Raw genomic sequence first — 18,475 nt, forward strand, 5'->3', positions numbered from 1 at the left:
AAGTGTCTGAGGACGACCGGACGCGGGCGATGCGCTCACCAGGCGACGGCCGCCCGCTGCCACCACGCCCCGGCGACGGCCTGCGTTCCGGGGGCGCGCCGGCGCACCGGCCGCCCGGGGGAGGGCCGGCGGCGCCCACGCACCGGCTTCCCAACCACTCCGGCTCCCAGGTTCCGCCCGAGCCGCCCCAGCCGCCCAAGGGCGGCTCCCGCGTGTACGGCCGTGAACGGTCGGGCGGCAGCCCGATGCGGCCGCTGCGCTCCCGCGGCGCCGAGCGTCCGCCCAAGGGGCCGCGCAGAAGGATCTCCGGCAAGGCGATCGGGGGCATCATCGCGGGCCTCCTGGTGGTGCTGCTGGTCGCCGGCGTCGGGTTGTTCTTCTGGATCGACTCGCGGCTGACGGGCATCGAAGGGGTGCTCGACGAGTACCCCGGGCGGCCCGCCGACACCCCCGGCACCAACTGGCTGCTCGTCGGCTCCGACAGCCGCAAGGGCCTCACCGCCGCCCAGCGCAGGAAGCTGGCCACCGGGCGGGCCGCGGGCCAGCGCACCGACTCGATGATGTTGCTGCACATCCCCGAGGGGAGCGACAAGCCGACCCTGGTCAGCCTGCCGCGCGACTCCGCCGTCACCATCCCGGGCCGGGGCCGCGACAAGCTCAACTCGGCCTACGCCTACGGCGGCCCCAAGCTGCTGGCCCGCACCGTGGAGAGCGTCACGGGCGTGCACGTCGACCACTACATGGAGATCGGCTTCGCCGGGTTCGTGGGCATCGTCGACGCCGTCGGCGGGGTCGAGATCAACGTACGGGCGGCCGTCGACGACCCCAAGGCGGGCCTCAAGCTGAAGAAGGGCACCCAGGTGCTCAACGGCTCGCAGGCGCTCGGCTACGTGCGTACCCGCAAGGGCGGGGCGCTGCCCGACTTCGAGCGCACCAAGCGGCAGCGGCAGTTCCTCAGCGCGGTGGTCAAGAAGGCCGCCAGCCCGGGGGTGCTGATCAACCCGTTCACCTCGATCCCGCTGGCGATGAGCGCCACCGACTCGGTCGAGGTCGACTCGGGCACGGGCGCGTTCAACCTGCTCTCGCTGGGGCTGGCCATGGGCGACAGCCCGGTGACCACGGTGGTGCCGTTCGGCGGCAACGAGGTGGTCGCCGGCGGCGGTTCGGCGGTCAAGTGGGACCGGGAGAAGGCGCTGGCGCTGTTCAACGCGCTGAAGGAGGACAAGCCGGTGCCGAAGGAGGTCATCGACGCCGGTTGATTCCGCCGATCCGCCACTAACCTTCCTGGTCATGACCATTTCGGAGAAGTTGCACGCCATCGGCCGCCCGTTGCTGCGGGCGCAACTCGACCATCCCACGGTCGCCGGGATCGGGCGGGGCGACCTGCCCGAGCCGGTGTTCCGGTCGTGGCTGGAGCAGGACTACCTGTTCCTGCTCGACTACGTGCGGGTCTTCACCCGGCTGGCCTGGCAGGCGCCCGACGCGCATCTGGGCGACCTGGTGGATCTGGCGCACACCACCTTCCACGACGAGCTGAGCCTGCACCGGTCGATGTCGGCCGGGTTCGGGGCCGATCTGGAGGGCGCGGTGAAGGGGCCGGCGTGCGCGGCGTACACGGCGTTCCTGCTGGAGTCGGCGGCGTCGTACGGGGAGGGGCTGGCGGCGCTGTATCCGTGCATGTGGGGATATTCGAACCTCGGACGGCTGCTGGCGGCCGACCCGCCCGCGGAACCGCGTTACCGGGCCTGGGTGGACACCTACGCCGATCCGGGGTTCGCGGCGCTCACGGAGCGGATCGGGCGGATGATCGACGAGGCCGCGCCGGACCCGGCTCGGGCGCAGGCCCTGTTCGAGGCGGGCATGGCCCACGAACTGCGGTTCTGGGACGTGCCGTAGCCATCCGGGCCCGGCACGTACCCTGATGGCATGCCCGAACTTCCCGAGGTGGAGTCGCTCACCCACTTTCTGCGCGAGCGGGCGGTGGGCCGTTCGATCCTGGGGGTCGACGTGGTCGCCATCCAGGCGCTCAAGACGTTCGATCCGCCGGTGACCGCGCTCGGCGGGCTGACCGTCACGGGGGTGGCCAGGCACGGCAAGTTCCTCGACCTCGACTGCGACGGCCTGCACCTGATCATCCACCTGGCCCGTGCCGGGTGGTTGCGCTGGCGGGAGGATCTGTCCGGAGCCAAGCCGGTGCGGCCGGGCAAGGGGCCGCTGGCGGCGCGGGTCCGGCTGGCGCCCGACGAGGAGGGACGGGCCCCGGGGTTCGAGCTGACGGAGGCGGGGACGCAGAAACGCCTCGCCATCTACGTCACGAAAAATCCGGACGATGTGCCCGGCGTCGCCGCGCTCGGCCCCGACCCGCTCGCCGACACCTTCACCGTCGAGGCCCTCGGGCGGATCGTCGGCGGCAACCGTACCCAGATCAAGGGGCTGCTGCGCGACCAGAAGGTGATCGCGGGCATCGGCAACGCCTACTCCGACGAGGTGCTGCACGCGGCCAGGATGTCCCCGTTCAAGATCGCGGCCACGCTGACCGACGTGCAGGTCGCCGACCTGCACGAGGCCATCGTCAGCACGCTGCGCGAGGCCGTCGGGCGCGCGCACGGGCTGGCCGCCAAGGACCTCAAGGCGGAGAAGAAGTCGGGGCTGCGCGTGCACAACAGGGCGGGGCAGCCCTGCGACGTGTGCGGCGACACGATCAGGGAGGTCTCGTTCGCCGACTCCGCGCTGCAGTACTGCCCCACCTGCCAGACCGGCGGCAAGCCGCTGGCCGACCGCCGCCTGTCCAAGCTGCTCAAGTAGCGCTGAGCGCCCGCTCCCCGCCGGTGCGACCACGCGAGCGCCCGCGCAGGCCGACCACGGCGATGACGGTGGCCAGCAGCGTGGCCGTGACGGGCACCACCAGGGCCGCGCGCATCGCCGTGAGCCCCGACTCGGCGTCGCTCGCGGCGCCCAGGACCGCCACGTTCACCGCGGTCACCATCGACAGGCCGAGGGCCGCGCCGAACTGGAACGAAGAGTTGATCAGGCCGCCGGCCAGGCCCTGCTCGTGCTCGGCGATGCCGTCCGTGGCCACGATCGTCAGCGGGCCGTAGACGAAGGCGAACATCAGCCCGATCAGCAGCATCGACGGCAACATCGCCGCGTACGTCCAGTCCAGGCCCACCCCGAGGAACAACGCGTAGGCCAGCAGGCCCGACAGCAGGCCGCCGAGCACGACCCTGGCGTTGCCGAACCGGTTGACCAGCCACGGCGTGAGCGTGGGGGCCAGCACCACGTCGGCGGCGGCGGCCAGCAGGGCGAGCCCCGTCTGGACGGTGGACCAGCCGCGCAACTCCTGGAGGTACAGCGTGACCAGGAACTGGAAGCCGAAGAACGAGGCCGTGAGCAGCGCGGCCATCATGTTGGCCCGGACCAGCGGGGCCGAGCGCAGGATGCCGAGGCGGACCAGGGGGCCGGCCGAGCGGCGTTCGACGGCGACGAAGAGCGCGAGCAGGGCCAGCCCGGCGGCGAACGCCCCGGCCGTCAGCAGCGGGCCGTCGGAGGGGTGCTCCAGGCGTACGACGCCGTAGACGAGCAGGATCATCGCGCCGGTGACGCTGAGCGCGCCCGCCATGTCGAAGCTCCGCACCGCGGGGCGCTGCCCGTCGTCCTTGATCAGGGGGATCGCGGCGACCAGGATGACCAGCGAGAGCAGGACCGGGGCGAAGAACACCCAGCGCCAGCCGATCGCGGTCAGCAGCCCGCCGATCACCAGGCCGAGCGCGAAGCCGCCCGCCGCCGTGCCCGCGTAGATCAGCAGGGCCTGGTTGCGCCGCGGGCCCTCGGGAAAGTTCGTGGTGATGAGGGACAGGCCGGCCGGGGTCATGAACGCGGCGGCCACCCCGGTCACGAACCTGGCCAGCAGCAGCACCCACCCCTCGTTCGCGAAACCGCCGAGCCCGGAGAAGAGCAGGAACACCACCAGCCAGAACAGGAACATCCTGCGCCGCCCCAGCAGGTCGGCGGCCCGGCCGCCGAGCAGCATGAAACCGCCGTAGCCGAGCACGTACGCGCTCACGACCCCGCTCAGCATGCCCGTGGACAGCCCGAGGTCGGCCCGGATGGACGGGAGGGCGACGTTGAGCATGGCCACGTCGATGCCCTCCAGGAAGATGGCCCCGCAAAGAACGATCAGCACACCCCAGGAACGGGCTGACACAGGCACCACAAACCCCCGGTTACGAATAGGCAGTCGGTTATCACTTGTAACCGGGACAAATCATGAGCGAGCATGGTTCGTTGTGGAAGACGGCACTTTCAAATCACTCGGTTACTGCGAGAGCACCATGGACGACGACGACTACGACGTGCGCCAGTGGGACGTGCGGGAGGACTGCGAGGTCAGGCAGATCCTCGACCGCATCGCCGACAAGTGGTCACTGCTGGTGATCGCCCTGCTCGACTGCCAGAGCCTGCGCTTCACCCAGCTCCGCCGCGAGATCGACGGCATCAGCCAGCGCATGCTCAGCGTCACCCTGCGCCAGCTCGAACGCGACGGCCTGGTCAGCCGCACGGTCCACCCGGTCGTGCCGCCCCGCGTGGACTACGCGCTGACGCCGCTCGGCCGTACCCTGCACCAGACGATCAAGTCCCTGGTCACGTGGACCGAGGCGCACCAGGAGGAGATCGCCGCCGCCCGTGCCGCCTACGACGCGCGGCGCGAGATGATGGAGACATGACCGTTCCTGAGATCGAGGCCAACGCCGTTCCCGCCGGCTCCTACCTGCTCGACGTCCGCGAGCAGGACGAATGGCTGGCGGGCCACGCGCCCGAGGCCGTGCACATCCCCATGACCCAGATCCAGGGCCGGGTCGAGGAGGTGCCGGGCGATCGCACCGTCTATGTCGTGTGCCGGGTGGGCGGCCGGTCCGCGCAGGTCGCGGCCTGGCTCAACCAGCTCGGTCGCGACGCCGTCAACGTGGGGGGCGGCATGCAGTCGTGGGAGAGCGCCAGCCGCCCGATGGTCAGCGAAACGGGACAGCCGCCCTACGTCGCCTGAAGTCGCCCACTATGGCGGTTCAGCCGCCACTGAGGCATGATGAGGGCGCAAACTACAGATCGTCGCGGGAGCTCGGGGTCACCGGGCTGAGAGGGCAGCAAGACATCCGCTGCCGACCGCCTGAACCTGTCCGGGTAATGCCGGCGTAGGGAGTGTGCGATGACGCATGTCGCCGACGAAGTTCCGCTGACCCTCGAAGGCCGTCCGCCCAAGACCCTGGGCGTGCTCGACCAGGGTGCGCTCTGGGCGAACCTCGGGGTCAGCCTCCTCGGCTTCTCCGGGGCGATGTTCCTGCTCGACCCGCTGGGCAACGCCCCGCTCAGCCTCGGGGCGGCGCTCGTCGCGACCGTGGTCGGCAGCCTGATCGGCACGGCCATGGTGGGCCTGGCGGCCGTCCCCGGCACCCAGACGGGGCAGCCGGCGATGGTGCTGCTGCGCGGGCTGTTCGGGGCGCGGATCTCCTACGTGCCCACGGCGCTGAACATCGTGCAGATGCTTGGCTGGGGCGCGTTCGAGCTGTGGGTGATCGCCATGGGCGCCCGCGCGATCTTCCCGGCGGTGCCGTACGCGGTGTGGGTGATCGCGGCCGGCGTGCTGACGACCGCGCTGTCGATCTGGCCGCTCGGCTCGATCCGGGTGCTACGCCGGTACGTCACCATCGGGGTGATCGTGGCGATGGTCTGGTTTGCCTGGTTCTTCCTGCGTGAGGCGCCCGCGCAGTCGGGCGGCTCGTGGAGCGCCTTCCCCGCCGCCGTGGACTACGTGATCGCGTTGTCGGTGTCGTGGGTGCCGATGGCCGCCGACTTCGCCCGGCACTCGCGCTCCGGCACGGCCGCCTTCACCGGCGTCGTCGGGGGCTACACGCTGGCACAGGTCGCCTGCCTGGGGCTCGGCGTGTACGCGGTGGCCATCGCGGGCGACGCCGACGCCGTCTTCGGGACGTTCGTCGCGGTGCCGCTGGGCGCGCTGTTCTTCGCCGTTCTGGTGCTGCGCGAGACCGACCAGTCCTTCGCCAACGTCTACTCCACCACGGTCTCGCTGCAGAACCTGATGCCGCGCATGGACCGGCGGCTCGTCTCGGTCGTCATCGGGGTGCTGACCGTGGCGATCGCGCTGCTCGTGGACGTCACGTCGTACGGCGCGTTCCTGAGCGTGATCGGGGCGGTGTTCGTGCCGATGTTCGCGGTGCTGGCCGTGGAGTACTTCCTGCTGGGCGGCGCCCGCCGCTGGAACACCGCCGAGGACGCCCCCTCGCGCTGGTCGATGCTGGTGCCGTGGGCGCTGGGCTTCGTGGCCTACTGGCTGACGACCTCGACGCCCACCGTCGCCGCCTGGGACGGGCTCTGGGCCGGGGCGCGCGAGGCCATCGGCTTCACCCGTCAGGTGTGGATGAACGGCGCGCTGGGCGGCGCCCTGGTGGCCGCGCTGGTCACGCTGCTCGTCGGCCTGCTGCTGCGGCGGCGTTAGGGCCCGTCGGGGCGGCCGCCGCGGGCTCAGCGGCCGGCCGCCTCGGTGGTGCGGCGCTCGACGTTGAGCAGGTGCCGCTTGGCGGACTGGCCGCCCGCGTAGTCGCCGATCGCGCCGTCCTCGCGCACCACCCGGTGGCAGGGCACGATCACGCAGACGGGGTTGGACGACAGCGCGTTGCCGATCGCCCGCAGCGCACGCGGCCGGCCGATGCTCTCGCCGATCTGCTCGAGCGAGGTGGTGGTGCCATAGGGGACGGCCATCGTCTTCTGCAGCACCGTGCGCGCGAAAGACGTGGCGAGTGTCAGGTCGACCGGCGTGGCGAAGGCCCGCAGCCGCCCCGAGAAGTACGCGTCCAGTTCCCTGCGCACCGGGTCGAGACGCCGGGCGTCGGGCCCGATGAACCCACCCACGTGCCGGGTGACCAGCTCGTACACGTCGTCTTCCGGCTCGAAGCTGCACGCCGCGATGCCCTTGCCCGTGACGGCCAGCACCAGCTTGCCCACGGCGCCGTCGTAGGTGCCGAAGCCGATGTCGGGTGGTATGTCGCTCCGATAGGTGCTGGAGGTCGCCCGCAACAGGGCATCGAGATCGTGGCTCGACATGCCTCGCACCCTCCCACCGCCGGGAATCACCGTGACCGCAGCGTATCGGACGGATCGCCCGACGCACTCACCGCGCCACGTGCACTATGGAGTGGTGGGGGACGAATGGGCCGGTAGTGACGATGAGATCGCTCGCGCGGTGCTCGCCAGCTCACCCAACGCCGTCGTGGCGTTCGACCGGGACCAGAGCGTGCTGGTGTGGAACGCGGCGGCCGAGCGGGTGTTCGGATGGAGCGCGGAGGAGGTGCTGGGACGCAGGGCGCCCATCGTGCCCGACGAGCTGATCACCGAGCACACCGCCGCCCTGGAGCGGGTGCGTACGGGCGAGCCCGTCTCGCTGCGTACCAAGCGCCTGCGCGCCGACGGCGTCCTGATCGACCTGCGGGTCGACATCAGCGCCCTGCGCCTGGGCAGCGCCGTGGCCGGTTACGTGTGCGTGTACCACCCGGCGCTGGCCGACCAGCTCGCCAAGGAGCGGATGGCGCGCCGGGCCAGGCTCGTCCGCCGGCTGACCGACGTGGTCGGCGACATCAACTCCGAGCTGGAGCTGTCGGCCGTGCTGGACCGGATCTCGGCCAGCCTCACCGAGCTGACCGGTGCGGACGCGGGCGGGTTCGTGCTCATCGAGGGCGAGCGGCTGCGGCTGGTGAGCACGTACCAGTTGCCGGCCTCGATCAGAGGGACCACCACCGACCTGCGTACGAGCCTGGTGGGCCGGCTGTTACGCACGGGCAAGACGGTGATGCTGGAGTCCGACGGCCTCGACGACCTGGTCTGGGCGCGGCTGGGCGGGCTGCACACCGTCGCGCTGGGGCTGGCGGCCGTGGGCGGGCGTCCGTACGGCGCGCTGTACGCGCTGTTCGCCGACAGCACGCCGGGCCATCTCGAACTGGAGCTGCTGGAGCTGCTGGCCGGGCACGCGGGCATCGCGGTCGGGAACGCGATGGCCTACCAGGAGGCGGTACGTCAGCGGGCGCACGAGCGGGCCGTGTTCGACGCCAGCGCCGACGGCATCGCCGTGCTCGACCAGTGGGGCCGCGTCGTGCGCTGGAACCCGGCCGCGGCCGGGCTGACCGCGCTGCCGGCCGAGTCCGTCATCGGGGGGCCGCCGCCGTTCCCGCTGCCCGGGGCCGGGGAGAAGGGCACCTTTCAGCTCGACAACGGCCGCTGGCTGGACGTGGTGAGCGCCCAGATCGTGGAGACCGGCGAGGTCGTCGTCGACTTCCGCGACGTGACCGCGGCCAAGGAGTTGGAGGAGGCCAAGGACCTGTTCCTGGCCACGACCAGCCATGAGCTGCGCACGCCGATCACGATCGTGCGCGGGTTCGCCAGCACGCTCGCCGCGCGCTGGGACAAGATGGGCGATCTCGAACGGCGTGCGGCTGTGTACACGATCGCCGAGCGGTCCAGGTCGCTGGGCGAGCTCATGGATCACCTGCTGCTGGGCGCCAGGGCGGGGGCCGACGAGCTGAAGGTGCGGATCGAGGAGTTCGACCTGGCCGAGCGGATCGACGCGGCCACGCTGGGCCTGCCCGCGCTCTCCGACAAGCACCGGGTAGAAGTGGACATTCCGGACAAGCTACCGTATGTGCTGGGCGATGCCCTGGCCACGGACGTCATCCTCGGGCAACTGCTGGAGAACGCGTTCAAGTACTCGCCCATGGGCGGGCTGATCAGCGTCGGCGCCTGGCCGGAGGGCGACGGTGTGGTCGTCGTTGTCGACGACGAAGGCGTTGGAATCGCCCCCTCTGACCGGGAGCGGATCTTTGAGCGGTTCGTCCAGGTGGACAGCGGCGACCGGAGACGGTTTGGTGGAGTGGGGCTCGGTCTCTACATTGTCCGGAGCCTCGCCAGAGCACAGGGGGGAGATGTCAGCGCTCATCCGAGACCAGGAGGGGGCACCAGAATGCGACTCGTACTCAGGTGTCCTTCCCCTATCCGATCCGACACACCGATGCGGTAACGAGGTGGTCACGGTTGAGCTGATCTATCGTCCAATGTGTACAAGCTGTGATCGAGATGCGGTTTCTGGGATCGAGTAACGGGGCATTTCGGTCGTACCGGGGAGTGTTCCCGCGGGGGGCACAGGTAACGGGGAGGTGGGTGTGTCAAGCGTGGTGCTGCTGCCGTACGCGCCGTCCAGCGTTGCTGTCGCCCGCCAGCGTCTGAGCACTGACCTGCAGGACTGTGGGGTCTTTGCCGCCGCGATCGACGATGCCGTGCTGGTGGTGAGCGAGTTGCTGAGCAACGCGCTGCGGCACGCGCATCCGCTGCCGTCGGGCATGGTCAGAGTCGCCTGGCTGCGCAGCGACGATCACATCGAAGTGGCGGTGAGCGACGGGGGAGCGGCCACCGAGCCGCGGGCGGGCCGCCCGACCCTGTCCTCGCTCGGGGGCCGGGGGCTCGGCATCGTGGAGTACGTGGCGGAGAGCTGGGGGGTCAGGCACGACGGCGACACGACGACCGTCTGGGCCATCCTGCCCGCACCGAGCCAGTCGGTGAACGGGCAGGTAGCGGCCCTGCGGGAGGCCGGTTAGGTCAGGCGGGCACCGCCCGTCCGGCCAGCGCGGCCCGTTCGCCGACGGCCCACGCCGCCGACACCAGCAGGTAGATCCCGGCGGCCAGCGGCAGCACGAGCACGGCCACCACCGAGCCGTACGGCAGCAGCCGCATGATCTTCCGCATCAGCTCCGGCTGCTCCTCGGAGACCTTCAGTTGCCTGGCGGACAGCCATGCCACGGCTACGACCAGCAGGATGACCAATACAAAGACCAAAACCGGTGTGCTGACCAGACCGTAATTGGCGATCACCCCGGCGACCTGCTGTCCCAGCGGCGCACCGAAGAGATCATGGCCGGCCAGCGCGGTCGGATGCGTGGCGACCCGGTACATCAGCCACATGAACGGGAGCTGCGCCAGCATCGGCAGGAACCCGGCGAACGGCGAGGTGCCTTCCGCCGCGTACAGCGCGTTCATCTCCCTGGACAGCCGCTCCGGGTTGCGTCCGTGGCGTTCTTGCAGCTCACGCAGCTTGGGCGCGAGCTTCTCGCGGACCTTCGCCGTACGGGCCCGGCGCACGTTGAGCGGCAGCAGCAGGAGCCGTACGGCCAGTGTGAACAGCACGATCCCGAGCGCGGCGCTGCCGCCGGACATGCTGATGACGAACGTGACAAGAGCATCGATCATGAGCCCTGTTCCCTCTGTTTCCCCATGCGGGATCGACAGGCTCGCTCATGTTTGAGAGAGCCCCGCTTGACGTGGTTCGACGTGAAAGCGGGGCACGCCTAAGGCGCTCGTGGACGCGACCGGCCGGCCGCGTCGGGATCACGCTGCCGCTGGAAGGCGATGCGGCGGGCGTAGCTCAGCGGGAAACTCGGGGGCTCTCCGCCGGCGACGGGCAGCAACGTGGCTGCCCACGTGGCCAGCAGCAGGATCGCCACCATGGTGATGCCCACCAGCCACGGGTCGAACAGGAACTGCGTCACGGCGGATCAGTGGGAGCGGGAGGACTTGCCCACCACGGCGACGGCCACGAAGACCAGCACGGCGATCACACCGATGATCAGGGCGAGTTTGACCAAACCCACCAGCATCGGCAGCAGGAAGTTGAACAACACGAAAAGGCCCAGCAAGGTACCGATGACGAGCATGACGACTCTACTCATGCTGCCACCGTACGTCCTCCGGGGCGTGATCGGCGAGCCTTCCCGGGCGATGAAGCGAACGCCACACGGGCGCGGCTGCCGGGCGCGGAGGTCGTGCTGACGGCGCGCGAGGGTGTTGCGGGGGGATGCCCGAGGAGTGTCCGCCTCAGGTGGTCGGATGGCGCTCCGGGGAGAGGCCGCTCGTACCCCGGCCGACGACGGCCGGCGGGTGACGCTCGCCCCTTCGCGCTCAGGCGCTCTCCGGAAGGACGGTCAGGCGCTCTCGGGGAGATCCCGGGAAGCGCCGAACGACTCCAGCATCGCCCGGAACGTCGGGCACGGCCAGCGCCACATGCAGCTCCGGCAGCGCAGGATCGGATGGGCGGTGTCGCTCGTGATGCCCCCCGCGTCGCGCGGCTGATGGAGATCGAGCAACCTGAGCCCGAGCTCCGAGAACCTGAGCAGTTCGGCGCGCGCCTCGGCGAGGAACTCCAGGTCCTCGATCGCGAGCCGGGTGCGGATGGGGACGTAGCCTTCGTGGTTCACCAGACCACGCAGGCGGCCCGCCTGTTCATGCCATGGAGTCGCCTTCTCTGTGCTGATGAGGATGGTCTCCAAGCGTTCTCGGAGCCCCTGGCGCTGAGCGTCTTCGGGTTTGTCTTTCATCGATGCGGGGCCCGCCGGTGGTGCCCCAGCCCCTCCTTCGCCATGATGCCGTGCCGGTTCCCGTGTCACGCTGTCAAGCTTCGCGTACTCTCCGTTTTCATGGAGCCCAAACGCAGGACAAAAACCTGTGGTTCCCCTATCGGCGTGACAACGTGACCGGGAGCGCTTGCGCCGCTAGCCTGCCCATGTGGAGCTCAAGGTCTCGACTCGATCACACGCCGGGTGCGCACTCGTTGCCATCACCGGAGAAATCGACCTCTACACGGCGCCTGCCCTGCAGGCCGAGTTCACTCGGCTGTTGCAGAGCGGTCCCAGCCGTGTGGTCATCGACATGTCCGCCGTGGATTTCTGCGACTCCACGGGGATGAACGTGCTGCTCTCGGCGCTGAAGCGGATGAAAGAGCAGCAAGGGACGCTCGAGGTGGCCGCCCCGCGTCCCGCGGTACGCAAGATCCTGCAGGTCACCGGACTCGACTCGGTCTTCACCGTGCATGACGAAGTGCCGCAGGAGTTCCTCATCACCGAGGGATCATGACGCCGGCCGAAGCCTGCCGTACGGGAGGTGATGGCCGGTGAGCGGCGACACCGCCGTGATCATCCCCGCCGTCAACGAGGCCGACCGCATCGCGGCCACCGTCGAGGCCGCCGCCGCTCTGCCCGGCGTCGACCTCGTCGTGGTCGTGGACGACGGCTCGACCGACCAGACCGGCAGGGTGGCCCGCGCCGCCGGAGCCCGGGTGGTGCGCCACAGCCGCAACCGCGGCAAGGCCGCCGCGATGGAGACGGGCGCGGAGGCCGTACGCCTCTTCGACGAGGACACCGCCCCCCGCCACCTGCTCTTCCTCGACGCCGACCTCGGCAGCACCGCCCAGGCCGCGGCTCCGCTCATCGAGCCGGTACGCGCGGGCGAGGCGGACATGACGATCGCCGTGTTCGCCACGAGGGTGAAGCTCGGCGGGCACGGCTTAGTCGTGCGGCTGTCCAAGGAGGGCATCCGCCGGGCCACCGGGTTCGACCCCGTCCAGCCGCTCAACGGGCAGCGCTGCCTGACCCGCAAGGCGTTCGAGGCGGCGCGGCCGCTGGCGCACGGGTTCGGGGTGGAGACCGCCCTGACCATCGATCTGCTGCGCAGGCGCTTTCGCGTGCTGGAGGTCGAGGTGGACATGGCGCACCGGGCCACGGGCACCGACCTGCGGGCGCAACTGCACCGGGCCCGGCAACTCCGCGACGTGGCGCTGGCGCTGGCCGTGCGCGAGCCCTTGGTCGCGCTGAATCTCGACAAGATGCGCCGGGCGTCGCGGCGGCGGTGAGCCGCGCTCTCGCCCCCGGCCGGGTTCGGCCCGCGGGGCGAGCCTTTCGCGTGCCCCGGCGCGCGTCGCCGAGCCGGCGCAGTAGGCGTCGCCGGAACGGCGCAGTGGAGTGTGGCCGAGCCGGCGCAGTGAGGGTCGCCGAGCCGGCGCAGTGGGGTGGCCGGGCCGGTGTGGCGGGGTCGGGGCTTGCCGCCGGTGATCCTCGCGGCCCTAGACTGCCCTCCATGCCCGACACAGACGAGCAAGGACGTCCAGAGCCGCCTCTCGCGGCCGACGAGACCGCCACCCTCGTGGGTTACCTGGAGTTCCACCGCGCCACCCTCGCGTGGAAATGCGCCGGTCTCGACGAGGCCGGCCTGAAGGCCACCGTGGGCGCGTCGTCGATGACGCTCGGCGGGATGCTCAAGCACCTGGCGTACGTGGAGGACCACTGGTTCTCCCGCCACCTGCACGACCGCGCGGGCCAGCCCCTGTGGGGCACCGTGGACTGGTCGGCCGACGCCGACTGGGACTGGCACTCGGCCGTCCTCGACACCCCCGGCGAGCTCCGCGACCTGTGGCAGGACGCCGTGTCCCGCTCCCGCGTCCTGCTCGACGAGGCGGTGGCCGACGGCGGCCTCGACCGGCTGTCCGCCCGCGCCTGGTCCGACGGGCGCAGGGTCAGCGTGCGGTGGATCCTGGTGCACATGATCGAGGAGTACGCGCGGCACAACGGGCACGCCGACCTCATCAGGGAGTCGGTGGACGGGCTGACCGGGGAGTAGGCCGTCCCGCGAGTGTGCTGGAATTTCCCGGTGACTTCGGAGACGCGGCGGGCAGGCACGCAGGGCCTGCCGGGATGGGTGGCCACCGCGGCGATCGGCGGCTCCATCCTGCTGACCGTCGTCATCGGTCTGCTGGGCCCGTCGGCGATGGTCCCCGCGCTCGGCGGCCCCGGCTGGCACCCGCCGTACTCGCTGGACGTCCGGCCGGGGGCGCACCTGGTGATCGCCCTGGCGGCGGCGGCCGTCCTGCTCGGCGGCCTCGGCCTGCTGGTCGCCCTGCCGGCTCTCAGGGGCCGGGCGGCCGCTGTCCGGGGGCTGCCCGATCCGCGCTCGCTCGTGCTCATCGGCTGCCTGGCGGCAGGAGTCCTGGCGTTCCTGCCGCCCTCGGGTTCCGGGGACCACCTCAACTACGCCGCCTACGGCCGCATGGTGACGCTGGGCCTCAGCCCGTACACCCATGGGGCCATCGATCTGCCGGGCGATCCGATCGCCGACGCGGTGGAGGCGCCCTGGCGTGAGGAGCCGAGCGTCTACGGGCCGGTGGCCACGGCCGTCCAGGCGCTGGCGAGCTGGATCGGCGGCGACTCGCTCAGGCTGACGATGTTCGTGCTGGCCCTGGTCAACGCCGCCGCGTTCGTCGCGACGGGCCTGCTCATCGACCGCTTCACGAGGGACGACCCCGTCAGGCGGCTGCGCGCGGCCCTGCTGTGGACGGCCAACCCGCTCCTGCTCTACCAACTGGTCGCGGGCATGCACGTGGACACGCTCGCCATCGCCTGCATGGTCGCCGCGCTGCTGGCCAGGAGCCGGCCCGCCGGGTCCGGGGTGCTGCTGGGCCTGGGGGTGGCGATCAAGGTCAACGCCGGGCTGGTGGCCCTGGGCCCGGCCTGGGAGCTGCGGCGGCGTCCCGCGCGCCTGGCGCTGATGGCGGGGTGCGCGGTCGCGGTCGTGGTCGTCGGGTACCTGATCGTCGGCCCGGAGGCGATCGCGCCGATGACCCGGACGAGCAAGGCGATCTCGCACGCCTCCCCGTGGAAGCTCGTCCAGGGCTGGCTGCAGACGATCGTGGGCACCGGCAGCGCGTACCGGGGGGAGATCCAGGTCGGCTCGCTGCTGCTGCTCGCCCTCATCGCCTGGTCCCTGCTCCGCCTGCCCGCGCGCACCGGGCTGCTGACCGGCGGGCGGGCGAACGGGATGGAGGCGCCCGTCGTGGCGGTGGGGCTGATGGTGGCCTACCTGTTCGCCACGCCGTACATCCTGCCCTGGTACGACGGGCTGGCGTTCGGGCTGCTGGCCCTGGTCGCGGCCTCCGCCCTGGACACGTTCGTGGTGGCGCACCTGGTGGTGCTGTCGCTGGCGTACCTGCCCGCCCGGGTGGAGGGGGTGCCGGCCGAGCTGGACTGGCTCGGCAAGGTGGTCAGGCCCCAGCTCGCCTGGGCGCTGCTTGCTCTGACTGTGGCGCTGCTGGTGTGGGCGTGGCGAGTTGCAGGGCGCGCACACAGGCCGCCAGGGTCAGCGGCACGGCCACCGTCAGGGCCATAGCGGGGATGGCGATGCCGGAGTCGTTCATCAGGAAGCCGACGAAGGCGCAGGTGAGAGCGCCGATCAGGCCCGCCCTGAACGTCGGGGCGTGGCCGTAGGCCAGGCTGAGCGCGGGTGCGCCCCAACGCGACGGGCGGGCCAGCACCAGGAACAGGAAGGCCAGCGCGACCAGCGACAGGAGGGTCAGCGACCAGTTCCCCACGGTCACCCCGATCATGGCGCCGAACTTGCGGCCGACGACGGTCCACGCCTGGCCGTCGATGACCTGCTGCACGAAGGTGCCCAGGTGCGTGCGCTCGGTGTCGGGCCGCAACCAGTCGGCCACGGACAGGGCCCCCACGATCACGACCCCCGCCAGCCCCACGGCCAGCAGCCGCAACGCGGAGACGCGCCGGCCCGCCAGCATCATCAGGAACACGGCCAGGCCGATCACGAACGCCGGGACGCCGCCGAAGTCCGCGCCCCAGGCCGGCCACCCGTCCGCGAAGATCGCGAACCCCCCGTAGAGCGCGCACAGGGTGACGACCAGCGCCCTGGACATGCCCCTGCCGAGCAGCCACTGCGCCACCCCGGCCAGCCCGAGGACGGTGCCCGTGGCGTAGATGGCGAAGGCGATGTTGCTGAACCCGTAGAACCGTCCTCCGGTCACGGGCTCGTACCCGGTCACCGCGTTCACCTGGAGTTTCGAGCCGGTCATGACGTCGATGAGGAGGGCGATCGAGGTGACGGCGGCGACGGTGGTGAGGGGGCCGAGCACGTGCGCGCGCCAGGGCCCGGCGAAGGCGGCGGCGGTGATGAGCCCGGCGATGGCGAGGATCGTCACGATCAGCGAGAGCATCGGCACCGGCAGGCTCCACCAGGGCACGAGCTGGGCCAGGAACGTGGACACGGCGATGGCCCCGCTGACCACCGCGACGATCTGCACGGACCTGAGCACCCTGGACGTGCCCGCGTCGGCCGGTCCGGCGGCCGAGCGGCGGCGCAGCCGGAGCGCGAGGGCGGCGAAGGCGTAGAAGAGGAGCTGAACCGTGACCAGGACGGCGAAGAACGGCCCGCGCACCTCGCGCAGCACCTGGCTGGCGAGGTCGCCGTCGGCCAGTTCCGTCACCGTCTCGGACGCCGTGGCGGGAGCCGGGCCGCCGGGCTGCCAGGGGCGGCCGACCACCCCGGGCGCGGCGGGCAGGCCCAGCACCTGGACGGCGGTGGCGGTGAGGTCGGTGATCGCGACCAGGGCGTCCTGGCGGGTGGAGGTCGAGGTGAGGTGGCCGTGCGGGTACGGGTGGCCGTCCGGGGCGGGGCCGGTGGCGAGGGCCACGTGGAGGTGGGCGTTGGGGGACACGTCGGAGATGCCCGCCACCAGGACCGTGGTGCCGGCGGGCAGCCGGGCGACCAGGGCGCCGATCTGCCGGTCCGCCTGGGCCGCCGCCGCCTGCCGGGCGGGCGCGGGAAGCCCGGTGGGGACGTTGTACTCGTCGAGGGGCTGCCGCGCCCAGGCGTCGGCGAGGTCGGCGGCCTCGAAGACGATGAGGGTGTAGGGGGTCAGGTCGCCCAGGGCGTCGAGGTCGGGCGCGTATCTGGCGATATTTCCGGACTCGTCGGCTGCGGCCAGCGCGGCGCCCGCGCCCACCGCGGCGACCCTGCCGCCGTTCTTGGCCACGAGCCCGCCCAGCGTGCCGAGCCGGGCGTCGTAGCCGGTCTCCGCCTGGTGGGCGGCCAGCGCCGGCCAGCCGGGGATCGTGGCGCCCTCACCGCGCTGCTCGGGAGCGGGCGGCGGTGAGCAGCCCGCGCCTTCCGTACCGGCCCGCTGGCCCGCCGAGACGGTCAGCCAGCCGGCGGTGGGGCAGGTGATGCCCCGGTCGGGCGGCGGCACCGCCCGCGTGGAGAGCGAGGCCGAGGCCCCTTCGGCGGCCAGCCGCCACAGGTTCGGGGTCCGCGTCGCGTCGAGGTCGCTCCACTCCAGGCCCGGGACCCCGACGAGGGCCACCCGCCCCTGCGGCGCGGCCGTGGCGCCCAGCGCGGCGGCGGGGAACAGGGCCGTGAGCGCCAGGGCGAGCAGGACGACGGCCAGCGGGCGGGCGCCCGCGCGATCGAGGCGACGGCGCTCCCCGCACCGGCCCTGAGGCGGGTGCGGCGTGGCGTTCGGCATGTACGGACCCCCAGTAGTCTGCCCCTCGATCGGCAACAGCCACGGTAACGTGCCACACCGTGACAAGTGGCGAGGTGCGGGTGAGACGACGGCAGTGGTGGGCGTGGGTGCTCGTGGTGCTCGTCGTCGCGGTGGCCGTGGCGCCGCTGGTGTACACGTGGCTGACGAATCCCGACGACCAGCGGCTGGTCGACCTGGACGTTTACCGTACCGGCGGGCAGATGCTGCTCGACGGCCGGCCGGTGTACGACTACCACACGCCCGCGCCGCAGTTGCTGCCCTTCACCTACCCGCCCGTCGCCGCGATGCTGGCCGTGCTGCTGGCCATGATGTCGTGGGAGACGGCGCAGTGGGTGTGGACGGCCGGGATCTTCGTGGCCCTGGCCGTGACCGTGGGCTTCTCCTTCCGGCAGGTGCTGGGACGGGAGTCGCTGCGGAAGTACACGCCGTGGCTGTTCGCGCTGCTCATGATCCTGTGCACGTACCTGATGCCGATCAGGGACCAGGTGCGCTTCGGGCAGGTGGACATCCTGCTGGTCTCGCTGTGCGTGGCCGACTGCCTGGCCAGACGGCCCTGGTGGCCCAGGGGGTTCCTGATCGGGCTGGCCACGGCGGTCAAGCTGACCCCCGGCGTCTTCCTGATCTACCTGCTGGTCACCAGGCAGTGGCGGACGTTCTTCATGGCCTCGTTCACGACGGCGGTGCTGACGTTGCTGCCGTTCGCGGTGATCCCGCAGGACGCGGCGGACTTCTGGTTCTCGGCGCTGCTCGACTCCGAGCGGCTCGGCTCGAACGCGGCCACCACCAACCAGTCCATTCGGGGCATGCTGATCCGGCTCTACCTGCCCGACCTGCTGACGTCGGTGATCTGGCTGGCGATCGTGGCCGCGGTCGCGTGGTACGGGTTCCGCGGGGCGCGCGAGGCGTACCGGGCGGGTGATTCGCTCACCGCGGTCGCGCTGGTCGGGCTGATGGCGGTGCTGCTGTCGCCGGTCGCCTGGATCCACCACCTGGCCTGGGTGGTCGTGGTGCTCGCGGCGATCGTGGGCGACGGGCGCGACCCCGTCCGGCTGCGGGTGGCGGCCGGGGTGTGGCTGTACTACGTGCTGACGATCCCGTGGTGGGGAGTCTCGTTGATCGCGGCCGGCATCCCCGGGGTCAGCCCGGTGCTCGGGAAGATCGTGCAGAACGGGTTCGGGCTGGGAGCGCTGGCGCTGGTGTGGTTGCTGGTGTCCTGGATTCCGAAACGCCGAACGATCGCTTGACCGAGGCGTTACCCTCTGTGCC

Annotated in this window: 19 protein-coding genes, 1 pseudogene and 1 riboswitch; of the genes and pseudogenes, 13 read left to right on the forward strand and 7 right to left on the reverse strand. The window is 71.4% G+C overall.

Annotated features, from left to right (window positions below; all coding sequences use genetic code 11):
- The first annotated feature begins 2 nt into the window (after positions 1-2).
- The 3 genes from FAF44_RS03985 to FAF44_RS03995 are packed head-to-tail and all read left to right on the forward strand — an operon-like array spanning position 3 to position 2,805.
- Positions 3-1,259 (forward strand): LCP family protein, encoded by a 1,257-nt coding sequence (locus tag FAF44_RS03985; protein WP_237101611.1) that lies wholly within the window; start codon positions 3-5, stop codon positions 1,257-1,259.
- Between the two features lie 31 nt (positions 1,260-1,290).
- On the forward strand, positions 1,291-1,896 hold the full coding sequence (locus tag FAF44_RS03990; protein ID WP_237101612.1) for a TenA family protein: 606 nt from the start codon (positions 1,291-1,293) through the stop codon (positions 1,894-1,896).
- 30 nt (positions 1,897-1,926) lie between these two features.
- Positions 1,927-2,805: an Fpg/Nei family DNA glycosylase gene (locus tag FAF44_RS03995; RefSeq protein WP_237101613.1), complete on the forward strand. Its 879-nt coding sequence runs from the start codon at positions 1,927-1,929 to the stop codon at positions 2,803-2,805.
- Here FAF44_RS03995 and FAF44_RS04000 read toward each other — a convergent pair.
- Entirely contained in the window at positions 2,798-4,183 is a 1,386-nt protein-coding gene (locus FAF44_RS04000) for an MFS transporter (RefSeq protein ID WP_237101614.1), read from the reverse strand. The genes FAF44_RS03995 and FAF44_RS04000 overlap by 8 nt on opposite strands.
- A gap of 103 nt (positions 4,184-4,286) precedes the next feature.
- Here FAF44_RS04000 and FAF44_RS04005 point away from each other — a divergent pair, with 103 nt between their 5' ends.
- From FAF44_RS04005 to FAF44_RS04015, 3 genes are all read left to right on the forward strand, one after another.
- Positions 4,287-4,724, forward strand: a complete 438-nt coding sequence (locus tag FAF44_RS04005) for a helix-turn-helix domain-containing protein (RefSeq protein WP_237101615.1) — start codon at positions 4,287-4,289, stop codon at positions 4,722-4,724.
- Entirely contained in the window at positions 4,721-5,044 is a 324-nt protein-coding gene (locus FAF44_RS04010) for a rhodanese-like domain-containing protein (RefSeq protein ID WP_237101616.1), read from the forward strand. Before FAF44_RS04005 ends, FAF44_RS04010 begins: the two co-directional genes overlap by 4 nt.
- Before the next feature lie 54 nt (positions 5,045-5,098).
- Positions 5,099-5,214: riboswitch (TPP riboswitch) on the forward strand.
- Positions 5,204-6,511 (forward strand): cytosine permease, encoded by a 1,308-nt coding sequence (locus FAF44_RS04015; protein WP_237101617.1) that lies wholly within the window; start codon positions 5,204-5,206, stop codon positions 6,509-6,511. Its footprint overlaps the riboswitch before it by 11 nt.
- A 26-nt stretch (positions 6,512-6,537) precedes the next feature.
- Here the strand turns inward: FAF44_RS04015 and FAF44_RS04020 are convergent, their stop codons facing one another.
- Positions 6,538-7,116: a methylated-DNA--[protein]-cysteine S-methyltransferase gene (locus tag FAF44_RS04020; RefSeq protein ID WP_237101618.1), complete on the reverse strand. Its 579-nt coding sequence runs from the start codon at positions 7,114-7,116 to the stop codon at positions 6,538-6,540.
- A gap of 94 nt (positions 7,117-7,210) precedes the next feature.
- Between FAF44_RS04020 and FAF44_RS04025 the strand changes: the two genes are divergently transcribed.
- Both FAF44_RS04025 and FAF44_RS04030 read left to right on the forward strand, forming a co-directional pair.
- The gene (locus FAF44_RS04025) at positions 7,211-9,079 is read left to right on the forward strand and encodes an ATP-binding protein (protein ID WP_237101619.1); all 1,869 of its coding nucleotides are present in this window, start codon (positions 7,211-7,213) and stop codon (positions 9,077-9,079) included.
- 142 nt (positions 9,080-9,221) lie between these two features.
- Entirely contained in the window at positions 9,222-9,653 is a 432-nt protein-coding gene (locus tag FAF44_RS04030) for an ATP-binding protein (protein ID WP_237101620.1), read from the forward strand.
- Between the two features lies 1 nt (position 9,654).
- Here the strand turns inward: FAF44_RS04030 and FAF44_RS04035 are convergent, their stop codons facing one another.
- The 4 genes from FAF44_RS04035 to FAF44_RS04050 all read right to left on the reverse strand — a co-directional run bounded on the left by FAF44_RS04035 (position 9,655) and on the right by FAF44_RS04050 (position 11,378).
- Positions 9,655-10,302 (reverse strand): membrane protein insertase YidC, encoded by a 648-nt coding sequence (locus FAF44_RS04035; RefSeq protein ID WP_237101621.1) that lies wholly within the window; start codon positions 10,300-10,302, stop codon positions 9,655-9,657.
- A 98-nt stretch (positions 10,303-10,400) separates the two neighbouring features.
- Positions 10,401-10,601 carry a DUF6412 domain-containing protein gene (locus FAF44_RS04040; protein ID WP_237101622.1) on the reverse strand — a complete coding sequence of 67 codons (201 nt, stop codon included), beginning with the start codon at positions 10,599-10,601 and terminating at the stop codon, positions 10,401-10,403.
- Positions 10,602-10,607: 6 nt separating this feature from the next.
- Positions 10,608-10,781 (reverse strand): hypothetical protein, encoded by a 174-nt coding sequence (locus FAF44_RS04045; RefSeq protein WP_237101623.1) that lies wholly within the window; start codon positions 10,779-10,781, stop codon positions 10,608-10,610.
- Positions 10,782-11,033: 252 nt separating this feature from the next.
- A complete protein-coding gene (locus FAF44_RS04050) occupies positions 11,034-11,378 on the reverse strand; it encodes a hypothetical protein (RefSeq protein ID WP_237101624.1) in 345 nt (114 codons plus the stop codon).
- Positions 11,379-11,613: 235 nt separating this feature from the next.
- On the opposite strand from FAF44_RS04050, the gene FAF44_RS04055 reads away from it, so the two are divergent.
- From FAF44_RS04055 to mptB, 4 genes and pseudogenes are all read left to right on the forward strand, one after another.
- Positions 11,614-11,961 (forward strand): STAS domain-containing protein, encoded by a 348-nt coding sequence (locus FAF44_RS04055; protein WP_237101625.1) that lies wholly within the window; start codon positions 11,614-11,616, stop codon positions 11,959-11,961.
- A gap of 37 nt (positions 11,962-11,998) precedes the next feature.
- Positions 11,999-12,736: a glycosyltransferase gene (locus FAF44_RS04060; RefSeq protein ID WP_237101626.1), complete on the forward strand. Its 738-nt coding sequence runs from the start codon at positions 11,999-12,001 to the stop codon at positions 12,734-12,736.
- Between the two features lie 224 nt (positions 12,737-12,960).
- Positions 12,961-13,500 carry a DinB family protein gene (locus FAF44_RS04065; RefSeq protein ID WP_237101627.1) on the forward strand — a complete coding sequence of 180 codons (540 nt, stop codon included), beginning with the start codon at positions 12,961-12,963 and terminating at the stop codon, positions 13,498-13,500.
- 147 nt (positions 13,501-13,647) lie between these two features.
- A pseudogene (gene mptB / locus FAF44_RS04070) lies at positions 13,648-14,652 on the forward strand (polyprenol phosphomannose-dependent alpha 1,6 mannosyltransferase MptB); the annotation flags it as partial.
- Positions 14,653-14,917: 265 nt separating this feature from the next.
- On the opposite strand, the gene FAF44_RS04080 reads toward mptB, so the two are convergent.
- A complete protein-coding gene (locus FAF44_RS04080) occupies positions 14,918-17,188 on the reverse strand; it encodes a hypothetical protein (protein WP_237101696.1) in 2,271 nt (756 codons plus the stop codon).
- A 59-nt stretch (positions 17,189-17,247) separates the two neighbouring features.
- Here FAF44_RS04080 and FAF44_RS04085 point away from each other — a divergent pair, with 59 nt between their 5' ends.
- Positions 17,248-18,453 carry a glycosyltransferase 87 family protein gene (locus tag FAF44_RS04085; protein WP_237101628.1) on the forward strand — a complete coding sequence of 402 codons (1,206 nt, stop codon included), beginning with the start codon at positions 17,248-17,250 and terminating at the stop codon, positions 18,451-18,453.
- Positions 18,454-18,475 lie beyond the last annotated feature (22 nt).

It is taken from the genome of Nonomuraea sp. MG754425 (assembly GCF_021699195.1).
Classification (GTDB): Bacteria; Actinomycetota; Actinomycetes; order Streptosporangiales; family Streptosporangiaceae; genus Nonomuraea.